Source organism: Natronomonas pharaonis DSM 2160 (genome assembly GCF_000026045.1).
In the GTDB taxonomy this organism is placed as follows: Archaea; Halobacteriota; Halobacteria; order Halobacteriales; family Haloarculaceae; genus Natronomonas; species Natronomonas pharaonis.
The window spans coordinates 1,076,505-1,101,815 of the sequence record NC_007426.1 but is presented as its reverse complement, the minus strand read 5'-3'; the positions used below and the strand labels follow the sequence as shown (position 1 = coordinate 1,101,815).

Here is a 25,311-nt window from a genome sequence, read left to right as displayed (position 1 = left end):
CAGAAACCAGTTCAGGGTCGGCTGACGCGCCAGACCGTCCGCGAGCCGCTGGGGTCGGTCCGGATTGACAATCCCGGAACTCGGTCGGAGAGCTGTCTGAGGAGCCGCTCGACCTCCAACGGGGGGAGGCCGACATCGTCGGCGATACGGTCGCCGGTGACATAGAGCGCCTCGTCGGCGCGTTCGAGTTCAGTACGGAGGTATTGCGCGAGGCGCTTGGCCGCGTGGGAGCGGTAGGGCGACTCGGACGGCCGGTTCGGGGTCGTCGTGGAGGGTGATTTAGCGTGCGTGTTCATTGGTGGAGCGGGGACGTAGTCATTGTTCGGGGGAGTGGCCGTGGCCGACGACCGCACAGACGACGTTGAGCGTCAACACACCGGCGAGCAGCGCCGGCGACTGCGTGAGCGAGCCGACGACGAGCGCCGCGAGGACGGCAAGCGGCAGCAGCGCCGCAAGCCAGAAGGCGGCCGCCCGGACGACGGCGGCGAGCTGTCGGCCGAGTGCCGAGAGGGCTGTCTGCAGTTCAGGGCTATGGACGGTCGAGCGGGGCGGGGTTGCGCTGGACATGAATGCTCTCCTCACGTTCCACTACGGATCCCCAACCCCATATAAACGCCAGAGCCTTCGGTCCAGTTCAGCGCCGTTTACGCCGATGGTCGGGATTTTGCGCATCCCGCCAACGTTTAATGACGTTTTCAGAGACGTTTAGAGAATTTATACGGCCCTCTAATCCTATATTCTTGTTTTGACGGCTGTATCCCGCTGGATGAGAGAAAACACAAAACCCCATTACTCGGGCGGCCCAACGAGTGGCTATGCCACAACGCCAACCACCGGGCACCGAAGAAGGCTGGTATATTCTCCACGACTTCCGCTCTATCGACTGGGACGCGTGGCGCGATGCGCCCGACCGAGAGCGCGAACGCGCGCTTGAGACCGGTACTGACTATCTGCAGGCACACGTCGACCTCAAAGACGCGGAGGAGGGCGCGTCGGCGGTCTTCTCGATTCTCGGCCATAAGGCCGATTTCATGGTACTGCACCTGCGGCCGACGCTCGACCACCTCGACCACGCGGAACGTCGCTTCGAGTCGACGGCGTTGGCGGAGTTCACCGAGCAGTCGAGTTCGTACGTCTCGGTGACGGAAGTTTCCGGCTACATGCACGAGGAGCTGACCGACGGCCTCGACGACCTCGAAGACGAGGGGATGCGCAACTACATGAAACAGCGCATCTATCCGGAGCTGCCCGACGCCGACCACGTCTGCTTCTACCCGATGAGCAAACGTCGCGGTCCCGACCACAACTGGTATGACCTGCCCTTCGACGAGCGGCGGGAGTATATGTCGAACCACGGCGATGTCGGCCGGCAGTATGCCGACAAGGTCTCCCAGATAATCGCCGGCAGCATCGGTTTCGACGACTACGAGTGGGGTATCACGCTCTTTGCGGACGACCCGACGGATATCAAGGACCTCCTCTATGAGATGCGGTTTGACCCCTCATCCTCGAAGTTCGCGGAGTTCGGCCCCTTCTACATCGGCCAGCAGTTCGAGCCGTCGGAGCTGTCCTCACTCTTTGCAGCGGAGCCGCTGACGAGCGAGACTGGCCACGGCGGCGCGGACAGCCAGACCAGCTCCGAAAGCAGCGGTGGCCGCCCGTCGACCGACCCGTCCCACGACGAGATAGCCGCCGAGGACCTCGAAAGCCGCTTGGGTCGGTTCGGCGTTGACCTCGAGGAGTATCCGGCAGCCGGCTACGCACTCTGTTTCGAATCCAGCGCCGACGCCGAGGCCGTATCCGACGAGGTCGACGGGCTCCGAGAGAACTTCGACCACTACGACACCCACGTCATGACGACGGTCCGTGCCGAAGGCGGCGAAACGGCCGCCATTTCGCTGTGGAAAAACGAGCGGGCGGCCACCACCGCGTCGGGCTTCCTCGGCGACCTGCCGGGGGCCGCCGAAGGTGTCGGCGCGCCACTCGATGGGAGCGGCGACGCCGCAACCCACGGCACCGACGAAGACGACGAGATTCGCGGCGAGCTGGCTGACGCTGACATCTACGCCGGGCAACCACACGGCGAGGATGTCTACGCACTGGTGCTGTACTCGGAGGCCGACCCCGACGAGCTACGCGACGAGCTTGGCGCTCTCGCGGAGCACTTCGAGCGCTACGATACCCACATCAAGTCCGCTGTCTACGACGCCGAGGTCGGCGGCGACCGGACGGCGGTCGTCTCGCTGTGGGACGAGAAAGACGCCGCCGACACAGCCGCCGAACATCTCTCGGACCTGCCCGACATCGTCGCCCGCGCCGGCGAGGACGAGGAGAGCGGCTTCGGGACGATGGGGATGTTTTACACTGTCAAGCCCGACTACCGCGAGGACTTCGTCGAGACCTTCGATGAGGTCGGCGGGCTGCTCGCCGACATGGATGGACACCTCGAAACCCAGCTTATGGTCAACGAGGACGACGAAAACGACATGTTCATCGCCAGCCAATGGCGCGACAAGGAGGCGGCGATGGCCTTTTTCCGCTCTGATGCCTTCCGGGAGACCGTCGAGTACGGCCGGGAGGTCCTCGCCGACCGACCCCGCCACGTCTTCCTCGCCTGAGCGCGGGGGCAGAGCGGCCGCACCTCTGTGAACGTAGGCACTCTCGTTCAGTTTATTAACATTTGAAACTGATTCTGGGCAAACCTTTTACGTGAGGTATCTGCCCGAGTAGTAGCTTTAACGTGGTGGGGGGATAATGGGGGAGTGTATGAGTGACAACACGCCAGTCGTGGTTAAGGCGTATCGCACCCCGTTCGGAAAGGAAGACGGTGTCTTCGCGGACGTTCGGCCCGAAGACCTCTCCGTTCCGCTCATCGATCAGATTCTCGACGAGACCGGCCTGACCGGCGAGGACGTCGACGACCTCAAGTGGGGCTGTGCCCAGCAGCGCGAAGAGCAGGGCAACAACATGGCCCGCGTCATCGCGCTGATGAGCGAACTCGGTGAGGATACGCCGGCGACGACCATCAACCGCTGGTGTGCATCCTCCGCGGAGGCCGTCATCAACGCCGCCGACGCCATCCGCGCCGGCCAGCGCGACTGCATCATCGCTGGCGGCGTCGAGTCGATGTCGATGGTCAAGATGGGCGAGAACAACAAGGTCCACCCCGGCCTCAACGACCACCACAACATCGCGGCGCTGCAGATGGGAATGACCGCCGAAGAAGTCGCCGAGCGCTACGATGTCAGCCGTGAGACACAGGACGAGTACGCCGCTCGGTCCCAGCAGCGAGCCGTCGAGGCGACCGAGGAAGGCCGCTTCGACGACGAAATCGTCCCCATTGAGGGCCACGACGACGAGGGCAACGAAGTGCTCGTCGAGGAAGACGAGGGGCTTCGGCCGGGCACGACCGCCGAGAAGCTCTCCGGACTGCCGACGGTGTTCAAGGCCGACGGGTCGGTCACGCCGGGCAACGCGTCCCAGACGACCGACGGCGCGTCGGCGCTGCTTGTCACAAGCGAGGCCTTCGCCGAAGAGCAGGGCTTCGAGATTCTCGCCGAAATCGGCAACAACGCCGTTGCCGGCGTCGAGCCGGAGGTTATGGGCATCGGCCCCATCCCGGCCTGTGAGAACCTCTTCGAGCGCTCGGGGACGAGCGCCGACGACTACGACCTCGTCGAACTCAACGAGGCCTTTGCCTCCCAGACCGTCTACTGTCAGGAGCAGCTCGGCTTCGACGATGAAATCTTCAACGTCAACGGCGGTGCCATCGCCATCGGCCACCCGCTCGGCGCGACCGGCGCGCGGCTACCGGTGACGCTCATCCACGAGATGCGCAAGCGCGACGACGCTGAACTCGGCCTCGCGACCGAGTGTGTCGGCTTCGGCCAGGGCGCGGCTATCGAGTTCGAGCTCCGGTAGAACCTCCGGATTCGCCGTTTCTCGTTTCGCTGTTCCTACAGCTCTCCTTTCGTGCTCGGCGTATCGCTTCGTCGGTCGTCGACGCGTGTGGCGTCGTCAAGCGACCGCGCAAGCGCCTTGAAAAGCGCCTCGACCTCGTGGTGGGCGTTCTCCCCCTCAATGGAGAGATGCAGCGTCAGCCCCGCGTTCAGCGCCAGCGATTCGGCGAAATGCCGGGCCATGTCGCTTGTGAACTCACCGATATAGGGCTGTGAGAACGCGCCGTCGAAATAGAACCGAGGACGGCCGGAAACATCGACGACGACATCGGCGACGGCTTCATCGAGCGGAACCGCTCGGTCGGCATAGCGAACGATACCGCGCTTGTCCCCGAGGGCGTCGGCCAGACACTCCCCGAGGACGATACCGATGTCCTCGACCGTGTGGTGGTCGTCAATGTCGAGGTCGCCGTCACAGCGGACCGTGAGGTCGAAGAGGCCATGCTTGGCGAACGCTTCGAGCATGTGGTCGAAGAAGCCAATGCCGGTGTCGACGGTGCTCTCGCCGTCGCCGTCGAGGTCGAGCGTGACCTCGATTTCTGTCTCGGCCGTTTCGCGGGTCGCGGCCGCCGTCCGGTCTGTCATGTCGGCACCTTTGTGCGCTCGGTTAAGTCGGTTGCGGGGGCCGGTTGCCCCCCCGCGCAGGCGGCTGATTTGGGTCGCGGCCGCTGGTGCCGGGACGGAGGGCTTTTTATTCGGCGACGACGAGCGGGGACCAATGGCACGATACTTCGAGGACGTTGAGGTCGGCGAGATGTACGAACTCGACGGCCGCTATGAGATAACCGAAGACGAAATCACGGAGTTCGCGGAAAAATACGACCCCCAGCCGTTCCATCTGGACCAAGAGGCGGCCGAGGAGTCGATTTTCGGCTCGCTGGCGGCGTCGGGCTGGCACACCGCCTCGGCGTGTATGCGGCTCTTTGTCGATGAGTTCCTCGATGCCGAGACGTCGATGGGTGCCCGCGGTATCGACAACCTCCGGTGGAAGCAGCCGGTCTATCCCGGCGACGAAATCCGAATCGAGGTCGAAATCGTCGACAAGCGACCCTCCGAGAGTCGGCCGGGGATGGGCCACATCAAAACGCGGCTGCGAGGCTACAATCAGGACGACGAGGAGGTCATCGAGTGGACGGCGCTTGGGATGACCCGCCGGCGGAATCCGGACGCGTAGTCGGCCCCGCTGGCTGGCCGGTCACTCGTCCGGGAACGGGATATCGACGGTGTCGCCGTCCTCCGGAACGAACGCCTCGCCACCGAAGGCGTCGTCGGCTTCCCGTTCAATGGGGGAGGGGTCGCCGGCGTACCGCGAGGAGATGTGAACCAGCGCGAGCCGCCGGGCGTCCGCTCGGCTGGCGATGTCGGCGGCTTCGGCGGCCGTCGAGTGGGCAGTCCGGGCCGCTCGGTCGGCGTTGTCGGTGGCGAAGGTCGCATCGTGTATCAGCAGGTCGGCGTTCTCGGCGACCGTCACGGTCCGGTCTGTGGGTCTCGTATCGCCGGTGTAGACGACACGGCGGCCGGGGCGTGGGTCGCCGACGACCTGCTCCGGTTCGACGACGGTTCCGTCTTCGAGTTCGACGGCCTCGCCGGCGTGGAGCTGCTGGAATTTCGGGCCGACCGGAACGCCCAGTTCTTCGGCCCGTTCGCGGTCGAAGCGCCCCTTTCGGCTGGCTTCAATGAGCGCGTACCCGAGCGACCGGGCGTCGTGGTCGGTCTCGAAGGCTCTGATTTCGTAGTCGTCAGCATCGACGACGACCTGTCCGTCGGAGACGCCGTTGACATGCACCGGAAACGACGGCGCTCCGGCGGCCGTGTCGATGAGGTCCCGGAGCTCTGCCTGTTTGCCGCTCGGAACGTACACCGACAGCGGCTCCTCGCGGTCGTTGAAATCCATCGTCTGCAGGAGGCCGGGGAGGCCGAGGATGTGGTCGCCGTGCAGATGGGTAATAAATGCCTTCGAGACCGCAAAGCCGGTCCCGAACCGCATCATCTGTCGCTGTGTCCCCTCGCCACAGTCGAACAGCATCCGGTCGCCCTCGCGGCGGAGAAAGACTGCGCTCGTGTTCCGCCGGGTCGTCGGCACGGCACCGCTGGTTCCGAGAAAGGTCACGCGAAGGGACATATCCGAACACAGCGGCGACGCGGGTAAACCGACTTCGATGTCGGTCGGCGGGGGCGGCAAAACACAGTTCACTGCCGGTCGGAAGATAGCTTCCGACGGGCTTATACCCCCAGCGAGGCAAGGTTTGGGGGAATGAGCAGCCCCGAACTGGACGTCGTTGAGTTTCTGCTGACTGCGGCCATCTATACGGACAACCGTGACCTCGACGAGCGGGACCTCCCGCCCCGCTATCGGCGCGTCTTCTGGGAGGACGGCGAGGTCGAGCGGCCGCTGACGACCACGACGAACACTGCGGCCGCCGCGACCGGCGTCGACCGCCCATGGGAAGCCATCTCCGGGCTCATGTTCACCGACCGAGATGACTTCTCAGGTAAAATCGAGTTCACCGACCGCGAGATGGCCGAATCGTGGTTCCTCGAGCGGGTTTCCGTAGAAGCGCTGCGCGACAATCCCACCCTCGCCCACGCCTTTGGCGACCAAGTCGACGCTGAGGTCGACTACGAGACGGCGCGGTCGAAGAACCGACCGATTCACGCCGACCGGGTCTGGATAGACTCGCTGCTGGAGGAGATGTTCGACGAGGACGAAGAGGAAATGCTTGACCTCGTCGAGATTCGTGCCCCCGAGGAGATTGAGACGACGTTGGATGACCTCGTGTTGACGACCGACCAAGAAAACGAGATTCACAAAATCGTCAAGGCCATCGAACACCGCGATTATCTGGCCGAAATCGGGCTCCGAGAAATCGGAAAGCTCCTCTTTGTCGGCCCGCCCGGCACCGGCAAGACCTCGGTCGCCCGCGCGCTGGCACAGGACCTCGATTTGCCCTTCGTCGAGGTCAAGCTCTCGATGATTACCAGCCAGTATCTCGGCGAGACGGCCAAGAACGTCGACAAGACGTTCGAGGTCGCAAAACGGCTCTCGCCGTGCATCCTCTTTATGGACGAGTTCGACTTCGTCGCCAAGACCCGCTCGTCGGACGAACACGCCGCCATCAAACGTGCGGTGAACACGCTCCTGAAAAGCATCGACGAAATCTCGCTGATTCAGGACGATGTGCTACTTATCGGGGCGACGAACCACCCCGACCAGCTCGATGCGGCCGCATGGCGTCGGTTCGACGAGATTGTCAACTTCCCCAAGCCGGACCGTGACATGCGGGCCGACATCCTCCGCATCGTCACCCGCCGGATGGACGTCGACGACTTCGACCCCGAAGCGCTCGCCGAGGCAACCGAGGGGCTGACCGGCAGCGACCTCCGGCTCGTGTTGCGTGAGGCTGTCCTTGATGCGCTGACCGAGGAACGGACCACGCTGACACAGGATGACCTCCTCGAGGCCATCGAAGGCTTCGAGGAGCGTGACAACCTCAAGAACATGGACATGATAGAAGGCGACGCCGACGCGCTCATCGCCGATGGGTCGGACGGCCACGACCACGACCACGACCACGACCACTGATGGAGGTCACGCTGCTCGGCACCGGCGATACGACCGGGACGCCGACGCCGAGTTGCAAGTGTGAGACCTGCCAGCGCGCCCGCGAACGCGGCGTCGAGCGGTCGCGGTTTTCCGTCCACGTCCACAACGACCGCACCGGCGAGTCGCTGCTCGTCGACGCCAGCCCGGATTTCCGTTCGCAGTTCCTATCGAACGATGTCGACCTCCCCGACGCTATCGTCATCAGCCATATCCACTTCGACCACCTCGACGGCCTCGGGAACGCCTATCGACTGCTCGAAGACGTGCCCGTCTTTGCGGCCGATGAGGTCGACCCAGCAACCGGCGAAAGCGTCGCCGAGACCGTCGGCGACAAATACGATTACCTCGACGCCATCACCGTCGAACCTCGGTCGCCGTTCGAGCCGTTCGAAACCTGCGGCTTCGAGGTGACGCTCGTGCCGGTGGAGCACCCGCCGCTGGTCTGTTATGGGCTACACATCGAGGACCCCGAAACCGGAGCGACACTCGCACTGTCCGGCGACAGCAACTACGCCATCGACGACGCCTCCCGCGACGTGCTCCGTAACCCGGACCTGTTTTTCGCCGACGGCATCGTCCCTGCAGCGTACTGTGAGTACCACCCTGCCGGCGGCGACCACGCCGATGCCGACGGCACGTACCGGACGTTCGGCACTAAGCACATGACCGTCGAGGGGGCACGCCGACTCGCCGACGACCTCGACGCCGACGACTACCGGCTCGTGCACCTCTCACACTACATCCCGGCCGACGAGGCGTTCGACGACGACATGGCCGTCGACGGCGAGCGCTTCGAGCTTTAGAAGTCGTCGAGGCTGGTCTGTGTCCGTCCCGCACCGGGTGGGTCCGGCTCCCACGGCGTCTTTTCAGCACGGACGGCGTCGATATCGGCCGGCGGCGGCTCGGCGGCCTCGTGGCCTCCACAGTCGGGGCCACACTCCCGGGTCGGATGCACGAACCGCCCCTTCCACTGGCAGTACGGAAGCGCATCGTCGGACGCAAACGGTGGCCCACGAGCGTCGGCTTGCGTGCAGGGAGGCAGGCCGTCGGGCCGCCAGCCTTTCCCGTAGGCGCGCTCCGCAAGGCGTAGCCGAAGGGCTGTCTTCCGTTCGGACGGGATGGGCTCGATGTCTACTCGGGCCGGAGAACGCTCGCCGATGGCGATTCCCGTTGTTTCTGTAGACAACGGTTCGGCGTCACGGATGACGGTCGTCTCGCCGTGCTCGGCGTCAAAACGAACAATACCGACCACCTCGGGGATGCGGTTTCGATGCGCGCCGGTCACATACGAGTCGGTAACGAGCGTAACGGTGTCAAAAAGCGCAAGCGAGACGTCCTTCCGGAGCTGGCGTTCGAGGTCGCCGGGCCGGTCGAGGTCGGGTTTGTTCTCGTAGGCGTGGAGGCCGGCGAACCAGTCGGGGTAGCGAGCCGTCTGCCGGACGTGCCGACGGCTGCCGCGGCGCTCGGCGGTAAAGAATCCGGCCTCGATGGCTTGGTCAGCGACGGAACGGGCGTGGTCGGGGTCTGTATCGATTGCCTCCACTGGGTCGCGGGCGGTCCCAACGCCGACGGCGCTCTCGATTGCTAGCGGTGGAATCGGCTCTGCAGTGAGGCTGGTTCGCTCGGAGAAATCCGGCCCGGGCTCGATTTCGACGAGGTCGACAATGCGGTCGCGGGTGCCGAGTTGTCTGGCGACCAACCCGTCCGTTGCCGCCTCCAGCGATGCCGCGACCGCGAGTTCGAAAGCGAACTCCCGCAAGCCTCAGGCGAACGCGAGGTCCTGTTCGGCTTCGAGCAGTTCGTGATAGCGGTTCCGGATGGTGACCTCGGAGATATCCGCAACCTCGGAGACGGCCGCCTGCGTCGTCTTTTCGTTTGTCAGCAGCGAAGCGGCGTAGACGGCGGCTGCGGCAAGGCCGACCGGCGACTTGCCGGAGTGGACGCCCTGCTCTTTGGCGTTCTGGAGGAGCTGTCGGGCGCGGTTTTCCGCCTCCTCGGAGAGTTCGAGTTCGCTGGCAAAGCGCGGGACGTAGCTTTCGGGGTCGGCGGGTTGGACTTCGAGGCCAAGCTCGCGGACGACGTAGCGGTACGTGCGGGCGATTTCGCTTTTCTCGACACGGGAGACGCCTGCGACCTCATCGAGACTCCGCGGGACGCCGGCCTGTCTGGCGGCGGCGTAGACGGAAGCCGTTGAGACGCCTTCGATGGAGCGTCCGGGGAGCAGGTTCTCGTCGAGCGCGCGGCGGTAGATGACCGAGGCGGTTTCGCGGACGTTATCGGGAAGCCCGAGCGCGGAGGCCATGCGGTCGATTTCGCCGAGGGCTTGCTTGAGGTTGCGTTCTTTGGAGTCGCGGGTGCGGAACCGCTCGTTCCACTTGCGGAGTCGCTGCATCTTCTGGCGCTGCCGGGAGTCAAGCGAGTTGCCGTAGGCGTCTTGGTCGCGCCAGTCGATGTTCGTCGAGAGCCCCTTGTCGTGCATCATGTTGGTGGTCGGGGCACCGACACGCGATTTTTCGTCCTTTTCGGCGCTGTCGAAGGCACGCCATTCGGGACCGCGGTCGATTTCGTCTTCCTCGACGACGAGGCCGCAGTCCCGGCAGACGGTTTCGCCGTGCTCGGTGTCGGCAGCCAGTTTGCCGCCGCACTCGGGACAGCCAGACGTCTCAGCTCGTTCGTCTTCCGTTTCCGTCTCGGTCGTTCGTGTTCGGATATGTTCGCTCATTGCTAACGTGGCGGGAGCTACCAGGTAGGGAAACGCCCCAAAAGAACCCGGTCAGCTATCAGTACCAGAAAGAGGGCCGAAAGGCATTTAAACACTTCGGTATTTTCGACAGCGAGACTCCTGTTTCCGGCGGCGACAGGTGTCGGGCTACTCACTCCTGTACCGGCGCGTCAGCATCGACATCGTAGGACTCTTCGACGGCGGTCGTCAGCGAGACGTTGAAAAAGACCGCCGAGCCCACGCCGCCGATGACCGTGACAGCGTTTTTGATTGCGTGGTCGACGATGGCGGCCGCAAGCGCCACCGGCCACGCGACCGGGGTAAGGGCGACGACGATGAGGGTGAAAGCCCCTTCATAGAGGCCGATACCGCCGGGCGAAAGCGGCAGTACCTTCGCGAGATTGCCGACACTGACCGCGAAGAACCCGACCGAGACCAGAAGCCACAGCGGCAACTCGATGCCGAAGGCCGCAAAGACGATGATGGCGGTCACGATGTCGATTGCCCACACCAGTACGCTCGCTGCGGCGACAACGAGAAACGTCCACGGGCGCTCGGCGACCGTCTGGACATCAGCGGCGAACCGTTCGATAATAGCGACAACGCGGTCAACGTAGGAGTCGCCGCCGAGACGGCCGAGGACGCCTCGAACGAAGTTCCGTTCGGTGCGGGCGGTGGCGATGATGCCAGCGACGGCCACAAGCGCAGCCGCACCGACAGCACCGGCGGCAAAGACAGCGGTCCGGCCGCTCTCGGCGGTGCCACCCCCTGCGTCGGCCGTTCGAAGAGCGGCCACATCGACACCAGCGGCAGCAAGGCCGAGCAGTGTCACGCCGGCGAGAGCGGTAATCGTCAACAAATCGAAGACACGCTCGATAGCCAGTGAGGCAAACCCCGACGGATACGGGATATCGCGTCTCGCCTTGACGATGTAGGCACGGACGGCGTCGCCGGCACGGGCCGGGAATATCAGGTTCCCCGTCTGGCTGATGAATATCGCGCCGGTGAGAAATCCCACCCGCTCGCGGTAGCCGAGCGCGGAGAGAATGTCACGGTAGCGAACGCCACGAACGGGCCACGAGAGGACATAGAGCCCGGTCGCCGCGGCCAAAAGTGCCGGGTCGGCATCGCGGATAGCATCGAGTACCGCTGTCGGGTCCAGATACTGCGACAGCCAGAAAACGGCGAGGACAACCAGCAGTGTCCCGAGAACCGTCGTCGTCCGGCGGTCGATGCGTGGCCTGACGCTCAGTTGCCACCACAGCCGGAGAATCTGGCTTCCCATCCCGAAGACATCCCGGGCGAGGTCGACCTTCGTGTCGCCTTTCGGCTCCCAATCGACCGGGAACTCCTTGATGTCGTAGCCGGCTCGCTGGGCCCGAACCAGCAGTTCCGTATCCCAAAACCAGTGGTTGTCCTCGATGTCGTCGGCGAGAGCAAGCAGCGCGTCACGGTCGAAGGCTTTGAACCCGCACTGGTGGTCGTACAGCGGCGACCGAAGGAACAGCCGCACGAGCGCATTGTAGCCCGTTGAGGCGATGCCGCGTTCGGGCTCGCGCCGCTGGCGCTTGCCCGGCATCCGACGGGAGCCAGTCGCGATGTCGTAGCCTTCAGTCCGGACTGACTCGACGAGGGCTTCGAGGTGGCGCATGTCAGTCGCCAGGTCCGTATCGAAGTAGACGAGCACCTCGCCGTCGCTGGCCTCGAAGGCCCGTTCAAGTGCGCCACCGCGGCCAAGCCGCTCGTCGCTGTGGAAGTGTCGAACCCGGTCGTCTGCATCGGCCATCCGGCTGGCAATGTCGGGCGTGCGGTCGTCGCAACCGTCCTCGGCGACCAGCACCTCGAAGCTGTCGGCCGGGAGGAACGACGAAAGCGTCTCGAGCGTCACGTTGACCGTCCGCTCGATAGTGTCCGCCTCGTTGTAGGCGGGCAAAACGACGCTTACCTCCCGGTCTGTCATCGGCCGTGTGTCCGGCAGCGCCGCGTATCAACCTTCTGTCTGCGCGCCGACCTGCGGTGCGGGCACAACCGATTTCAACGCCCCCCGCGAACGGCCGGTCGATGGTGCAATCGCTGGTCATCGGTGGTGTCGTCGCCCTGGTCGTCTTCGTCATGCTCTTGGGACTGTTCCGGCGAAGCAGAACGCCGAAGACGGCGGCGCAGAAAAAACGAGACGCTGCCCACCGGGAGGCCCAGCAGCGCCCGCCGGAGGAGGCTGCCGAGAAGGGCAAAACCTACGAACTGGTGGTGAAGGAAACCCAATACGACCGCGTACCGCCGGAGGTCCGCGGGACCATCAACGGCCTCCAGACGTTCGTCCGCGACATCCCCGACCCCGGCGGCAGCGGCGCGCTCTCGGTCGGCGACACGATACGGGTACAGGTTACTGATTACGGGAGCAACCGGACGACCGCACAGGCCCGGTTTATCGGGCGGGCCTGAATCGGCCGAGACACAGCGACTGCGGCGACCGGTGAGGCTTTCACCGGTGGGCTACACACCCCGGCTATGGCGATTCCTTTCGAGACGTTCACCCTCGCGGCCGCGACGGCTGACCTCGGTGACGAGCCGGCAGCCCGCGAGCACGCCGACTGTGTGGAGTTCCGGATGGACCTCGCGGCGGAGCCCCGCTCGGCGCTCGGCAGCTACGACGGCGAACTGCCCCTCTTGGTGACAAACCGGCCGACGTGGGAGGGCGGCGAGGCAGACGACGAGGGCCGACTCCCGGCACTGGAAGCCGCCGTCGAACACGACGCCGTGGGCGCAGTTGACATCGAACTGGCGGCGCTCGAAGACAACGCTGCAGCACGGTCGTTGGCTGACCACGCCCACGGCAACGACGCCTCGGTCGTCGTCTCGACGCACGATTTCGAGGCGACGCCGGCACGGTCGACGCTTGTCGACCTGCTAGAGCGAGCCGGCACATACGGGGATGTCGCAAAGCTCGCCGTGACAGCGACGGACAGAAGCGACGCGCTCGATGTCTTGGCAGCGACCCACGAGGCGACACAAAAGGGGACGACGGTGGCAACGATGGCGATGGGAGAAGCCGGGAGCCACACCCGCGCGGTCGCGCCGGTGTACGGGTCACAAATCGGCTACGCGCCGGTCGACCCCGCTGAGGCGACCGCCCCCGGGCAGTACGACCTCGCGACGCTTCGGGAACTCGTGTCGTCGCTCGCGTAGCTACTTTTCGATAATCGACTCTTCGACGGCTTCGCCGAAGTGGCGAGCCACGTCTTCGTAATAAATCAGGAGCTCGTCACCGGCTTCAAGTTCAGTTACCGACCGGCGACCCTCGTCGGTAGCGACCTTGATGGTCTCGGCGTTCTGCAGCAGGGTCTCGATGCGGTCGCCGTTTTCCAGTTCGGCTTCGATGCGGAACATCGGCCGTTTCTCTATCTTGGCGCGGCCGACGATGGCCTCGCGGGTGTTGCCGTCGGTGTCGACGACTTGGACCTCGTCTCCGGAGGAAAGTTCCGCGAGGTATTTCGTGCCGCCGTCGGGCGTCCGGACGTACGCGTGGACGGCCCCGGCGTTGACGCGGAACGGGCGGCTGGCGACGTACGGTGAATCCGCCGTTTCCGCATGGACGAAGAACAGTCCGCGGCTCATCGAGCCGACGAGCATCCCCTCGTCGTGTTCGAGCATCGAGGCGGTATCAACACAGACACGGTCTGCGGAGCCGGTTTCTTCGATTTCAGTGACGGTCGCCCGCTGAAGGTCGAGTGTCTCGCGTTCGGTCGCATCGCGGGCTTCGACGGTCGCCCGAATCTCATCGGGGTTGTCGGTGTCGAGCAGAACGGCGTCGGCACCCAGCTCAAGCGTTTCGAAGGCGGTTTCGGCTTCTTCGGCGGTCTGGACGCCAGCGATGAGGTCGGTCTCGTCGCCGATGCGAGCGATGAGGTTCTCCAACGGAATAATCTGCCAGTCGTCGCCGATAACAATCGTGTAGTCGGCATCCACGGCAGCGGTTTCGGCGAAGGACTCGTAATCTTGGTCCAGAATCCGGACGTACGCGCCGGCCGGGGCCTCGGCCCGGCGGAGCGTCGTCAGGTCGGCGGACCCGGAGAAGTCGGAGGGGAGGTCGACAGTCCCATCGCCTTCTCCCTCCTTGCCGACGATGACGGCGTCCGGCTCGGCATCCGGCTGTTCCTCGGCGTCCATCACATGAACATCATCGCCGGCGAAGGCGGCGACGTTCACCTGTCCGAGTTCGCGGACGCGGCTGACATCGCGTTCGTCGACGAGTACCCAGTCAACGCCGGCCTCAAGCCCGGCGGTGATACGGCGCTTGCGCGCCTCCCAGTCGCCGACTGCATCGTCGGCTTTGAGCCACACGGAACGTGTCATACTTCCCCGGTTGTGGGGGCGGCTATTGAACGTGGCGGGACCGGTTCGCCAGCGCCGCCTCCAGACCGGTGAATTACTATCAGAAATACACAAAGCTATATGGATATCTGGCAAGTATTTCCGACCGATGACCGACGGGAACACGGGGGCGACACGGCGACGGCTGGCACAGGAACTGGCGGTCGTGGCCGGGTTTGAGGACCCGACTGCTCCGCTCGAGCAGTACCACACGCCGCCGGACCTGGCGGCGCATATCGTCCACGTCGCGGACCTACAAGGCGACATCGTGGACCGGACGGTGCTCGATTTGGGCTGTGGAACCGGCATGTTGGCCCTCGGTGCCGCCCTCCGGGGGCCGGAGCGCGTCGTCGGCGTCGATATCGACGCCGACCCGCTTTCGACCGCGCTGGAAAACGAGCAACGCGTCGGTGCGATGACCGACGTGGCGTGGCTTCGCGCCGATGCGACCCAACTGCCCGTCTCGCCGCCGGACCCAACCACGGTGCTGATGAACCCGCCGTTCGGCGCACAGTCCGGAAACGAGGGGGCAGACCGCGCGTTCTTGGAGACGGCAGCCGATGTCGCCGCTGTCTCCTACTCCGTCCACAACGCCGGCAGCGAGTCGTTCGTCGAGGCGTTCGCCGACGACAACGCTGGCGAGGTGACCCACGCCTTCGCCGCGGAGTTCGATATCCCTCGGCAGTTCGACCACCACACCGAGCAGTCTAGCACTATCGACACCGAAGTGTTCCGTATCGAGTGGTGACCGCGTCCGCGTCAGGAGCCACCCGACCCAGCGGCATCAGCCGTTGACGACGAAGACGCCCGACTCCGTCTCGACGGTCAGGTCGATGTACTCTTCGAGAACGTTCAGTGCGGTCGAAAGCTGCGGCCGCGGCTCCGCGTAAATATGCCAGAGGGCGTCGGCCTCCGAGAGCCGCGAAGAGAGCATACTGACGAAATCGTGCGTCGTCTGGAGGTCGAAGGAGCTAACGATGTCATAGAGGATGTCGAACCCGACGGCGAGGCGCTGGTCGGGGGTGTGGTGGGCGTCGATGACGCGGGAGATCGTCTCACCGAGTTGGCTCGGTCCGAGTCGGCGGTCGAGTTCGACGACTTCGACAGGGGCATCCGAGAGATCGATATCAAACGCCCCGGCAAGCGGGCGGCGCTTGGTGGTCATGACGACGGTCCGGTCGGGCCAGCCGTTGAATCGGTCGTGAAGCAGCCGGAGCCGCTCTTTCGGGCTCTTGGTGACGATTATCGACAGGTCGCTACGTGCGGTAAACTGCAGGCGAGCACTGTCTGCTGCGGCGCTGTCGGCGGCTGTCTGTACGAGGACGTTGCCGCTGTTTTCGACCTCGTCGGCAAGGTGGGCGTTCGACTCGATGCTGTTTCCGGCGTGCCAGTCGAGATGGTCTTTGAACGCCTGTGCGGCGGCGCCCTTGTCGTGGGCAGTCTCGCCCGCATCACAGTACGGACAGTCCCAGGCGACTCTGAAGTCGGCCTTCGAAAGCTTCGACGAGTGGTGGTCGAACAGGTGCGCACCGGCGTTCTTCCGCAGCCGTTCGTCGCTGTTCGACCAGGCCGAGAACGCACAGTGGCGGCAGTCCCATCGATATACCATCCTTAGTGGACCCTTGTGGACCCGTCTCCGCTCTGTCGTTTAATCGCTCCGATTGTTTCGGCGGCCGAAAGGCAAACGACAGCCGCCAGTGGCCCCACAACGGCGTAACCTTGATTGTCCGGTCCGTCGTACGCTCGCGGGTGCAGACGCCGATACGGGAGCGGTCGCGGACGACGGCCAGTGCGACCGGGGAGCGCTCCGAATGACCTCAGAGGATACTGACGCGGACGGAACGTGGCTGGATAGACTCGAAGACTCGACGTTTTCTGCCGACGATGACGGGCTCGCGTACTCGGTGCTCGAACCGCCTGTCGACAGCAGCGACATCCCGGAGCTATGTCGGCTGTTACGGGGTGGCGACACGCCCACAGTTAGACAAGCGGCGGCGAACGCGCTCGGCCGCATCTCGACATCGTCGGACGGCGACGAAGTCGAGCAGGCACTCGACGAGTTGATGGGAGCGGTCCTCCGAGACGACAGCGAAGAGGTGCGCGGGGAGGCCATCGATGCGCTCTACCGGTACGGGAGCGAGCACATCGACCGGCTCGCGACCCGGCTGGCAGAGGCCGTCCGGACCCGCGGTTCCGAAACGCCGGGGGCGTTCTTCCGGCGCTGGCTCGGCTCGGACGTCCCCCAGTTCCGGTTGGTCGCCGCCGCAGCGATGGCGACACGCGCCGACGAGCGGGTCGCCGACGAACTCGAAGCCGCCTTCACCGACTCCGACAGACGCGTTCAGGCGCGAGCACTCGAAGCCTACGGGAACGTTGGCGACGCGGCTGCTGTCGAGCCGGTCCGGCAAGCGCTTGAGACGGACGACCCGATGGTCCGACGGGCGGCGGCGACGGCTCTCGCAAATATCGGGACCGAAGAGGCACTAGAAGCAATGTTGCCGCTCGCGCAGGCAACGGAGAACCGGCTCCGGCGGCTCACCGTCGAACAGCTCCACCGGCTCGACCGACGGCAATCGGCGGTCGTGCTCGTCGGAGCGCTCGATGACCGCTCCGAAACCGTCCGACGGCGGGCGATGGTGTCGCTCATTCTCCTGTATACGTCCTCGCGCCCCGTCGAACCGGACACGGTCAGAGACTATCTCATCAAGGAACGAAACCACGAGGAGCTCGTCGACTTGGCGCGGCTGCTGTCCAACATCGTCGCCGACGACGGCGAGGGCACGAGCCGCGAAAGCCAGACGGTAAAACGCCACGCGGTGTGGCTGCTCGGCGAAATCGCCGGGACGCTCGACGACGAGGAGGTTCACTGCTGGCTTGCCGACTCGCTGCGGACGCCCGACCGCGCCGCGACCGAGATGGCGGCGGCGTACCTACGACAGTTCGAAGGCGAGAAGCTCGAATCGAAGCTCCGGTCGATGAGCCGCGACGCGGACTGCTCGGCCGAGACGCGGACAATCGCCTCTTCGGTGCTCGAACGCATCAAGGAGGACATGGCGAAAGACACCGAAAAACACGACGTCGACTACACCTACGTCAGGCAGCCGTCGGATTACACCGAAAAACACGGCTCCTAGGAGCGGTCGGCCCGCTGTGCGATTCGGAGCCGCGTGTCGCCGCGCTCGGCGAACAGCGACCGGTCGTCGCGCTCGAACTGTACGCCGCCGGCAGTCACCGATTCGCCGTCGGCCGGCACGGCAGCCGTTCCGAGCGTCTCATTGTCGCGTGTGACCCGAAGTTCGAAGCCGCTGTCGGCCGGTGCGACAGAGACGTTCCGGCCGTCAAGCCGGGCGTCGGCCTGTGCCGGCGGCGACTGGAACAGCACCGACCGCTCGTCGGCCGTCTCCGCCTGTGCTTCGACGAGGTAGCTGGATTCGGTGCCGGCAACCCGCCACGTCGGTCGGGTAACGTGGACATCCTCGTTCCACGTCAGGCTCCCGAGCCGGAGCGTGGCCTCACCGTTGGATGCGAGACGGCTTTTCGAGACCTCCTGCCACCAGATATCCCGCTCCGCGGAGACGATGATGATGCCGCTGGCCTCGATGCGGTCGGCGGTCACGTTCCCGTCGCCCGGAACCGGTATCGCCGGCACGAACTGGTTTTCGACGTCCTCTGCGTAATAGACCGTGTAGTCTTCGACTTCGATTCCGCTGTCGGCGTCGAGTCCCGCATCGGGGTCGTCAATCGTGTAGAGATTCAGCGGGACGGCGACGAGGGCGACGGCCAGCAAGGCGGCTATCAACAGTCCGTAGGCCGCCTCACGTCGAGACAGGTCGATGCGGGAGAGTAGGTCACGAGGGGTCGCAACCGCCGCCCCGGCAACGAGGGCGGCGATACAGAACACGGCAGCCAGTCCGAGCGCGCGGAAAAGCCGGAACGTCTCCGGACCCTCCGGGAGATACACCGCCCAGAGTCCGCGGTCGACCGCAAAGACGAGGGCGGCAAGCCAGATGTGGGTCGGGTTCGGCCGCACGCCACGGCGATACAGCAGGGCCGCTCCGAAGACGGCACCTGCAAGCAGGCCAAGTAAGTGTCCCTGCAGCGAGATACCGGCCCACCACGGCTGGGAAAACGTTTCGCTTGCGACGTGGACGCTCTCCGGCGAACGGACGGCGTTGTAGAGCTGTGAGACGACACCGGTCGTCAGGGTGGCAACGGCGGTCGCGAGCGGAAACCGGACGAGAGCGAAACCGACGAAGGCAAAGACGACCCCGGAAAAGCCGATGACCGGTCCAAGCCCGAACGCCGCCGAGACGATGCCGAACGCAAAGACGGCGGCCGCGAACGCAGCGATTCTCGCGAAAGGATTCATCCGGAGCGATGAAAACGATGTCGAGCCACGCTCAGTCGGAAAATGGCTCCACGCGTATTCGGCGAGCGAGCCGAAAACGAGCGTGCCGATGAGATTACCGACCAGATGGCCGAGGCTCGCGTGTGCGAAGCCGGCAGTCAGCACGCCGAGCGGGTAGGTGTATCCGTAGGCGCGGAACGGAATCTGAACGGGGGCGTTCGGATTCGCGAGGCCGTCCTGTGCGAGCAGATAGAACGCGAGGACGCCACCGACGGCCAGCAGCGTCCCCCACGGCAGCCCCAAGAGCAGCCGCTTGCGGACGAGTTGGCCCCACCGGCCGGCTGGCTGTGAAAGATAGTAGACGGCGGCGAGAGAGACAGCAAGCGCGGCCGCGAGCACCGGATACCAGACGGCGGCGGGCAGAGGCATATCCCAGCCGACGGCCCGACGGATAAAATAAGCCGACGGTTCCGGCGACGAGAGGGCACCGAGCCGTGTCGTGTGGGATACAATGGCTTTTCACTGTCGGGACATTCGGTACAGTATGACGATAGCTACTGGCGATGCGGTGACGCTGGAGTACACCGGGCGACTCGACGACGGAACGGTCTTTGATACGTCCCGCGAGGACGTTGCCGAAGAGGAAGGGCTGGCGGATGCGCAGCCGGACCGCGAGTACAGCCCGCTGACAGTCGATGTCGGCGCACAGGAAGTCATCGAGGGGATGGAAGAGGGACTTATCGGCCTTGAGGCCGGCGCGGAAACGACGCTGGAAATCCCGCCGGAGAAGGGGTACGGCGAGTGGTCCGAAGAACGCGTTCAGACGTTCGACACCGAGGAGCTACAGGAGATGCTCGGCGGACAGCTCCCCGAAGAGGGCGCGTATCTGGAGGCACAAAACGGACAGCACGGTGAGGTCACCGACGTCAGCGACGACGTCGTTCGAGTCGATTTCAACCCCGAACTGGCTGGCGAGACGCTCACCTTCGATGTCGAAATCGTCGACGTCAACTAATCGGAAAAGCAGCCGGAGTTACCGGAGGTCCGCGACGAGCGGTGCGAGTACTTCTTCGCGGTCGTAGCGTTTCCGCCGGCCGCCGTCGGCACGGATAGTGTCGTCTGTACGGTCGTCTGCCGGCATTATCGGGACCATCGGAGCCGTCTCGTCGCGGGTCATCTGTTTCGACGAACATCCTGCATGGTCTTTAATGTAATGATTGTTTATCGACAACCCGGCAAATGCTGCCGGTCGCCTACAGCGTCATTTCGCCGTCGATGATGTCCAGCGCCTGCTCGGCCAGCGCGGGGACGCCGTGTTCCATCTTGGGGTACATCGGGTCGGCGGAGTTGCCTTCCAGATACCGCCGGAAGAACATCTCGCCGAGCCCGGCCAGCTTGTAGGTCGCAAGCACCCAGTAGAACCGCCAATTGTCGAACTCGAAGCCCGTCTGTTGCTCGTAGCGGTCGACGAGTTCGCGGCGGGTGGGGTAGCCGTCTTCGGTCATAAAGGTCTGTGTCAGCGACGGCGTCGGCGGCTCGGGGTCTTTCGGCTGCCGCCAGTAGGAGAGCATCCAACCAAGGTCGGTGAATGGGTCACCGAGCGTCGCCATCTCCCAGTCGAAGATGGCGGCGATTTCCGGCTCGTCCTTCGGCGCGAACATCACGTTGTCGAGCTTGTAGTCGCCGTGGACCAGCGTGTTCGGATACTCGTCGTCGCCGGGGACATTATCGTAGAGCCACTCCATCACGTCGTAGAGCTCGTTGACTTCTCGCTCGTCGGACGTGACCTCGAAGGCCCACGTCAGCTGCTCGGACCAACGGCGGACCTGTCGCTCGGTAAAGCCCGGTGGATAGCCGAAATCGCCCTCTTCGAGGCCAACTGCCTCGTAATCAACCTCGTGAATCTCGACGAGGCGGTCGACAAGCTCGTAGCCGATCTGTTCGCGGGCCGCCGGGTTGGCAAACCGGTCTGGCTCGGCGTCGCGGAGCACGTCGCCTGCCTCTTTTTCCATCGCATAGAAGTCGCTACCGATGACCGAGTGGTCATCACAGGCCACTACTGTCGTCGGCACACGGACATCCGTGTCCTGCAGCGCGTCGACGACCCGATACTCCCGGAGCACGTCGTGGGCGTTTTCGGCCGTGTCGCCCGGCGGGGGGCGTCGGATAACCAACTCCCGGTCACCCCACGTGACAAACAGCGTCTCGTTGGAGTGTCCCTCCTGGTGGTGGCGGACATCGAAGCCGTCGGCCGGCCCGAGCGCATCCGTTAGATACGCCCGGAGCGCCTCCTCGTCGACGATGCGCTCGAAATACTCGGGGTCAGTGTCAGTCATCGACACTCACCACCGAATTTCACTAACATTGTAAGCCACATTGGAACGTCCGCCCCCAAATATCTGCCGGGAACCGGAGAGCCACGGGGCAGTTTGCGGAAATCATGCTTACAATGTTTCTGAGCATCCGGAGCGGCCGGTTCAGAAACTAAAGAGGTCGATGCCGCCGGTGACGCCGACCACCTGTCCGGTGATGTAGTCGGCCTGCTCGGAGGCGAGGTACGCAACGAGGTTTGCGACGTCGGCTTCGGTGCCGAGCCGGCGCATCGGCGTCGCCTTCGCAATGCGGGCGAAGTGTTCGTCAACCGTCTCAAGCTGGTCGATCGGAAGGTCGGCCAGTTGGCCGACAACGATGCTCGGAGCGATGATATTCGATGTAACGCCGTGCTGTGCTCCCTCGAGCGCAAGCGTCTTGCCGAATCCGATGAGAGCGGCCTTCGTTGCGGCGTAGGAGGCCTGCCCGAAGCCCCCCTGCCAGCCGGCCATCGAGGACATATTGATAATGCGACCCCAGCCCCGCTCTTTCATATTGGGATACACCGCCCGTGTGACGTTGTACGCCCCGGTGAGGTTGACCGAGATGTCGCGGTCCCATATCTCGTCGTCGAACTCCTCGATCCGGTCTCTGGCGTCGACCATCCCGGCGTTGTTCACGAGAACGTCGATGCCGCCAGTCTCGGCTTCCAGCGCCGCGATCGTGTCTTCGACATCCGCCCGGTCGGTCAGGTCACACTCCACGGCGTGGGCGGTGCCGCCGTCGGCTTCGATCTCCTCGACGACGTTCTCAGCGGCACCGAGATTCACGTCAAGGGCGACAACCTCCGCGCCCTCCGCAGCGAGGATACGACAGTCTTCGCCTCCGATACGCCCGCCGCCCCCCGTGACGAGGGCGGTCCGTCCGTCGAGTCCGAGGTCCATTGTGTCCGCCGTATCCGACCGCCACCGAATAAGCGTTCGGAAATTGTGAACTCGTCACTAGACAACTGTTGTCAATTACAGCCCCGTTTACATATCGGCAGTCAGGGCGAATCTGCCGCTTCGCCGGCCACAGAATTTAAGTCGCTGGAACGACAATAGATTAGAGGAAGCGAACCCCCAGCACCCGCTGTCTCACACCGACAATGACTGACACCACTGTACGGCAGTATCAGCGAACCGACGAGAATGAATCAACCTCGGAAGACGAGGACGACCTCACCTGTCCGGAGTGTGATGGCCGGCTGCAGGCGGATACCGAGCACGGTGAAACCGTCTGTGCCGACTGTGGCCTCGTCGTCGAGGAAGACGAAATCGACCGCGGTCCCGAATGGCGTGCCTTCGACAGCGCCGAAAAGGACGAAAAATCGCGTGTCGGTGCCCCCACGACGAAGATGATGCACGACGAGGGGCTCTCGACGAACATCGGCTGGCAGGACAAAGACGCCTACGGCAACTCCCTGTCGAGCCGCCAACGCCAGAAAATGCAGCGACTCCGCACCTGGAACGAGCGGTTCCGCACCCGCGACTCCAAAGAACGCAACCTCAAACAGGCCCTCGGCGAAATCGAACGCATGGCCTCGGCGCTCGGCCTCCCCGAAAACGTCCGCGAAACCGCCTCGGTCATCTACCGCCGCGCGCTCGACGAAGACCTACTCCCCGGACGCTCCATCGAAGGCGTCGCAACCGCCTCGCTGTATGCCGCCGCAAAGCAGGCACGGACGCCGCGAAGCCTCGATGAGGTCGCAAAAGTCTCCCGCGTCGAAAAAAGCGAAATCGCTCGCACCTACCGCTATGTCGTCCGCGAACTCGGCCTCGAAATCCAGCCTGCCGACCCGAAAAGTTACGTCCCGCGCTTTGCCAGCGACATCGAGTTGAGCGACGAAGCCGAACGGCGGGCGCGACAACTGCTCGACAACGCGCAGGAAGCAGGCGTCGTCTCCGGCAAGTCGCCGGTCGGCCTCGCTGCGGCCGCTGTCTACGCCGCCTCGCTGCTCTGCAACGAGAAGGTCACACAGAAGGAGGTCAGCGAGGTCGCAGATATTTCCGAAGTGACCATCCGGAACCGCTACCACGAACTGCTCGAAGCCGAACAGGAATCCGGGTCGGCCTGAAGGGCTCGCTGCAAGAATTATATAGTGTGACACACTATATCTAGGGTGAGATGGAGGGGTTCGGCTGGCTAGTAGCGGCAACCGTTCTGTTCGTCGCGGTACACATCGTTATCGCCGTGTATCTGTACCGTAAGGGGAACAGAAAGGCCGAAGCAACAGCCGCCCCGACGGACAGCGCCGACGAGCCTCCGGACCAGGTGACCTGTCCGACCTGCGGGACGCCGAACGCCCCCGGCTTCCGATACTGCCGCCGCTGTGTCTCCGACCTTTCAGGCGGCGGCACACCTGACAATAAACGTCCGGCAGCGGAACAGCCGGGAAGCTAGACGGCCTCGAACCGCGGCGTCACGTTTCCGGTGTCGTCCTCATCGTAGCCAGCGACGGCGACACTGTCGCCGATGTCGACATCCTCCTCGACCAGCCGTCCCATCACGCGGGCCTCACCGACCGCGACGACCGCGACCTGATAGCCGCGCTCGTCGATGTTGATGGGCGGGACGTTGATGGTCGTCTCGGTGTAGACGGTGCCTTCAGTCGGAAGGGCAACTGTTTCGAGGTCCCGTGAGCCACAATGCGGACAGGCAGCCTTCGGCGTGCCGTGTGTCGCCCCACAGTCGGGGCAGGTCTGGCCGAGCAGTTCGCCGTCTTTGACCGCCGATACCCACTCGTTGTGTGTCAGGTCGCTCATTGTCGTGCCTCCATGACGCTGACGACGGTTGTCGCTGAGTCGCCGCCGAGGTTGTGTGCGACGCCGCAGTCGGCGGCGTCGAGCTGTCGTTCGCCCGCCTCGCCGCGGAGGTGCTTTGTCAGCTCGACTATCTGTGCCGTTCCGGTCGCACCGATGGGGTGGCCCTTGGCCTTCAGACCACCAGAGGGATTGATTGGGATGTCACCGTCGCGGGCGGTACGGCCCTCCTCGGCGGCGACGCCACCCTCGCCGTCTTCGATGAGGCCGAGCGCCTCGCTGGCGAGGATTTCCGCACCGGTAAAGCAGTCGTGGACTTCCGCGAAGTCGACAGCGTCCGCGTCGATGCCGGCTTGTTCGTACGCTTCCGCGGCCGCGTCGCGGGCGGCCTGCGTGACGCCGATTTCGCGCTTGTCGCCGATGGGAACGACATCGGTCGCGTGGCCGACGCCTGTCACGTCAACGGGGGCGTCATAGGAGTCGGCGAGGTCGTCGGAAACGACGACGACAGCGCTCGCACCGTCGGAGAACGGACAGCAGTCCATCAGCCGGAACGGGTCTGCGACGATAGGACCGTCAAGCGCTTCCTCGACGGTCGTCTCCTTGCCGAAGTGCGCGTTCGGGTTCAGCGCGCCGTTGCCGTGGTTCTTGACCGCGACGTGGGCGAGCTGTTCTTCGGTTGTCCCGTGTTCGTGCATGTGCCGCTTCGTTAGCAGCGCGAAGACACCGGGGAAGGTAAGCCCCGATGGCTGCTCGTACTGCCGGTGGGAAGCCGACCCGAAGATGCGGGTCATCTCTGGGGTGTCCTTGCCCGTCTCGGGAGTACAGCGCTCGACACCGCCGACGAGGACGGCGTCGTGGACGCCCGCCTCGACGGCCTGGACGGCGTTTTTAAACGCGTTGGCGGAGGTGGCACAGGCGTCCTCGAACCGCTGGACAGGGGTGCCGGCCATTCCGATGTGAGTTGCCATCTTGGGGCCGAGATGCGTCTCGTTTTCCGTCTGTCCGCCCATCGCGTTGCCGAAGTACAGGGCTTCGATTTCGCCGGCCTCGATGCCCGCGTCGTCGAGGGCCTCGAAGGCGGCGTCGGCGAAAAGCTCCTGCATCGGTGACTCGTGGACGCCGAACTTCGTCATGCCGGCGCCGACGACGGCTGCTCGTGACATACGGCAACGAACGGAACAGATGTTTATAAT

The 25,311-nt window shown here is 64.4% G+C and carries 27 protein-coding genes; 12 read left to right on the top strand and 15 right to left on the bottom strand.

Annotated elements, in window-relative coordinates; translation table 11 throughout:
* Positions 1-11: 11 nt before the first annotated feature.
* A complete protein-coding gene (locus tag NP_RS05590; protein WP_011322851.1) occupies positions 12-296 on the bottom strand; it encodes a hypothetical protein in 285 nt (94 codons plus the stop codon).
* A gap of 19 nt (positions 297-315) precedes the next feature.
* A complete protein-coding gene (locus tag NP_RS05585; protein ID WP_011322850.1) occupies positions 316-567 on the bottom strand; it encodes a hypothetical protein in 252 nt (83 codons plus the stop codon).
* 248 nt (positions 568-815) lie between these two features.
* On the opposite strand from NP_RS05585, the gene NP_RS05580 reads away from it, so the two are divergent.
* Positions 816-2,618, top strand: a complete 1,803-nt coding sequence (locus tag NP_RS05580; RefSeq protein ID WP_011322849.1) for a heme-binding protein — start codon at positions 816-818, stop codon at positions 2,616-2,618.
* A 148-nt stretch (positions 2,619-2,766) separates the two neighbouring features.
* Positions 2,767-3,921, top strand: coding sequence for a thiolase family protein (locus tag NP_RS05575; RefSeq protein ID WP_011322848.1), 1,155 nt, complete (start codon positions 2,767-2,769; stop codon positions 3,919-3,921).
* Positions 3,922-3,956: 35 nt separating this feature from the next.
* On the opposite strand, the gene hisB is transcribed toward NP_RS05575, so the two are convergent.
* Complete coding sequence (gene hisB / locus NP_RS05570) at positions 3,957-4,544, bottom strand: imidazoleglycerol-phosphate dehydratase HisB (protein WP_011322847.1); 588 nt, start codon at positions 4,542-4,544, stop codon at positions 3,957-3,959.
* Between the two features lie 133 nt (positions 4,545-4,677).
* Here hisB and NP_RS05565 point away from each other — a divergent pair, with 133 nt between their 5' ends.
* Complete coding sequence (locus NP_RS05565; protein ID WP_011322846.1) at positions 4,678-5,133, top strand: MaoC family dehydratase; 456 nt, start codon at positions 4,678-4,680, stop codon at positions 5,131-5,133.
* A gap of 21 nt (positions 5,134-5,154) precedes the next feature.
* On the opposite strand, the gene rnz is transcribed toward NP_RS05565, so the two are convergent.
* Positions 5,155-6,081: a ribonuclease Z gene (rnz, locus tag NP_RS05560; RefSeq protein ID WP_011322845.1), complete on the bottom strand. Its 927-nt coding sequence runs from the start codon at positions 6,079-6,081 to the stop codon at positions 5,155-5,157.
* A gap of 132 nt (positions 6,082-6,213) precedes the next feature.
* On the opposite strand from rnz, the gene NP_RS05555 reads away from it, so the two are divergent.
* On the top strand, positions 6,214-7,542 hold the full coding sequence (locus NP_RS05555; RefSeq protein WP_011322844.1) for an ATP-binding protein: 1,329 nt from the start codon (positions 6,214-6,216) through the stop codon (positions 7,540-7,542).
* A complete protein-coding gene (locus NP_RS05550) occupies positions 7,542-8,366 on the top strand; it encodes an MBL fold metallo-hydrolase (RefSeq protein ID WP_011322843.1) in 825 nt (274 codons plus the stop codon). The genes NP_RS05555 and NP_RS05550 overlap by 1 nt, the downstream gene beginning before the upstream one ends.
* Here NP_RS05550 and NP_RS05545 read toward each other — a convergent pair.
* The 3 genes from NP_RS05545 to NP_RS05535 all read right to left on the bottom strand — a co-directional run bounded on the left by NP_RS05545 (position 8,363) and on the right by NP_RS05535 (position 12,245).
* Entirely contained in the window at positions 8,363-9,322 is a 960-nt protein-coding gene (locus NP_RS05545) for a DUF5787 family protein (protein WP_011322842.1), read from the bottom strand. The genes NP_RS05550 and NP_RS05545 overlap by 4 nt on opposite strands.
* A 3-nt stretch (positions 9,323-9,325) precedes the next feature.
* Entirely contained in the window at positions 9,326-10,285 is a 960-nt protein-coding gene (locus tag NP_RS05540; RefSeq protein ID WP_011322841.1) for a transcription initiation factor IIB, read from the bottom strand.
* A gap of 151 nt (positions 10,286-10,436) precedes the next feature.
* Positions 10,437-12,245, bottom strand: coding sequence for a flippase-like domain-containing protein (locus tag NP_RS05535; protein ID WP_011322840.1), 1,809 nt, complete (start codon positions 12,243-12,245; stop codon positions 10,437-10,439).
* A 101-nt stretch (positions 12,246-12,346) separates the two neighbouring features.
* Between NP_RS05535 and NP_RS05530 the strand changes: the two genes are divergently transcribed.
* Complete coding sequence (locus tag NP_RS05530) at positions 12,347-12,727, top strand: hypothetical protein (RefSeq protein ID WP_011322839.1); 381 nt, start codon at positions 12,347-12,349, stop codon at positions 12,725-12,727.
* A gap of 66 nt (positions 12,728-12,793) precedes the next feature.
* On the top strand, positions 12,794-13,471 hold the full coding sequence (locus tag NP_RS05525; protein ID WP_011322838.1) for a type I 3-dehydroquinate dehydratase: 678 nt from the start codon (positions 12,794-12,796) through the stop codon (positions 13,469-13,471).
* Here the strand turns inward: NP_RS05525 and NP_RS05520 are convergent, their stop codons facing one another.
* Entirely contained in the window at positions 13,472-14,638 is a 1,167-nt protein-coding gene (locus NP_RS05520) for a 3-dehydroquinate synthase II (RefSeq protein WP_011322837.1), read from the bottom strand. It lies immediately after the preceding gene.
* Between the two features lie 127 nt (positions 14,639-14,765).
* Here NP_RS05520 and NP_RS05515 point away from each other — a divergent pair, with 127 nt between their 5' ends.
* Positions 14,766-15,404 (top strand): METTL5 family protein, encoded by a 639-nt coding sequence (locus NP_RS05515; protein WP_011322836.1) that lies wholly within the window; start codon positions 14,766-14,768, stop codon positions 15,402-15,404.
* A gap of 36 nt (positions 15,405-15,440) precedes the next feature.
* On the opposite strand, the gene NP_RS05510 is transcribed toward NP_RS05515, so the two are convergent.
* Entirely contained in the window at positions 15,441-16,265 is an 825-nt protein-coding gene (locus NP_RS05510) for a DUF7504 family protein (protein ID WP_011322835.1), read from the bottom strand.
* Positions 16,266-16,467: 202 nt separating this feature from the next.
* Here NP_RS05510 and NP_RS05505 point away from each other — a divergent pair, with 202 nt between their 5' ends.
* Positions 16,468-17,790: a HEAT repeat domain-containing protein gene (locus NP_RS05505; protein WP_148215433.1), complete on the top strand. Its 1,323-nt coding sequence runs from the start codon at positions 16,468-16,470 to the stop codon at positions 17,788-17,790.
* Here the strand turns inward: NP_RS05505 and NP_RS05500 are convergent.
* Entirely contained in the window at positions 17,787-19,433 is a 1,647-nt protein-coding gene (locus NP_RS05500; RefSeq protein ID WP_011322833.1) for a rhomboid family intramembrane serine protease, read from the bottom strand. The genes NP_RS05505 and NP_RS05500 overlap by 4 nt on opposite strands.
* 115 nt (positions 19,434-19,548) lie before the next feature.
* Here NP_RS05500 and NP_RS05495 point away from each other — a divergent pair, with 115 nt between their 5' ends.
* Entirely contained in the window at positions 19,549-20,019 is a 471-nt protein-coding gene (locus NP_RS05495) for an FKBP-type peptidyl-prolyl cis-trans isomerase (RefSeq protein ID WP_083761667.1), read from the top strand.
* 18 nt (positions 20,020-20,037) lie between these two features.
* On the opposite strand, the gene NP_RS14755 is transcribed toward NP_RS05495, so the two are convergent.
* From NP_RS14755 to NP_RS05485, 3 genes are all read right to left on the bottom strand, one after another.
* Positions 20,038-20,181, bottom strand: a complete 144-nt coding sequence (locus tag NP_RS14755) for a hypothetical protein (RefSeq protein ID WP_011322831.1) — start codon at positions 20,179-20,181, stop codon at positions 20,038-20,040.
* Positions 20,182-20,257: 76 nt separating this feature from the next.
* Complete coding sequence (locus NP_RS05490; protein WP_011322830.1) at positions 20,258-21,340, bottom strand: phosphotransferase family protein; 1,083 nt, start codon at positions 21,338-21,340, stop codon at positions 20,258-20,260.
* A 141-nt stretch (positions 21,341-21,481) separates the two neighbouring features.
* Positions 21,482-22,258: an SDR family oxidoreductase gene (locus tag NP_RS05485; protein WP_011322829.1), complete on the bottom strand. Its 777-nt coding sequence runs from the start codon at positions 22,256-22,258 to the stop codon at positions 21,482-21,484.
* Positions 22,259-22,461: 203 nt separating this feature from the next.
* Between NP_RS05485 and NP_RS05480 the strand changes: the two genes are divergently transcribed.
* Both NP_RS05480 and NP_RS15210 read left to right on the top strand, forming a co-directional pair.
* Complete coding sequence (locus tag NP_RS05480) at positions 22,462-23,430, top strand: transcription initiation factor IIB (RefSeq protein ID WP_011322828.1); 969 nt, start codon at positions 22,462-22,464, stop codon at positions 23,428-23,430.
* Positions 23,431-23,480: 50 nt separating this feature from the next.
* Positions 23,481-23,756 (top strand): zinc ribbon domain-containing protein, encoded by a 276-nt coding sequence (locus NP_RS15210; protein ID WP_011322827.1) that lies wholly within the window; start codon positions 23,481-23,483, stop codon positions 23,754-23,756.
* Here NP_RS15210 and NP_RS05470 read toward each other — a convergent pair.
* Positions 23,753-24,118: a Zn-ribbon domain-containing OB-fold protein gene (locus NP_RS05470; protein WP_011322826.1), complete on the bottom strand. Its 366-nt coding sequence runs from the start codon at positions 24,116-24,118 to the stop codon at positions 23,753-23,755. The genes NP_RS15210 and NP_RS05470 overlap by 4 nt on opposite strands.
* A complete protein-coding gene (locus tag NP_RS05465) occupies positions 24,115-25,281 on the bottom strand; it encodes a thiolase C-terminal domain-containing protein (protein WP_011322825.1) in 1,167 nt (388 codons plus the stop codon). The genes NP_RS05470 and NP_RS05465 overlap by 4 nt, the downstream gene beginning before the upstream one ends.
* Between the last annotated feature and the right edge of the window lie 30 nt (positions 25,282-25,311).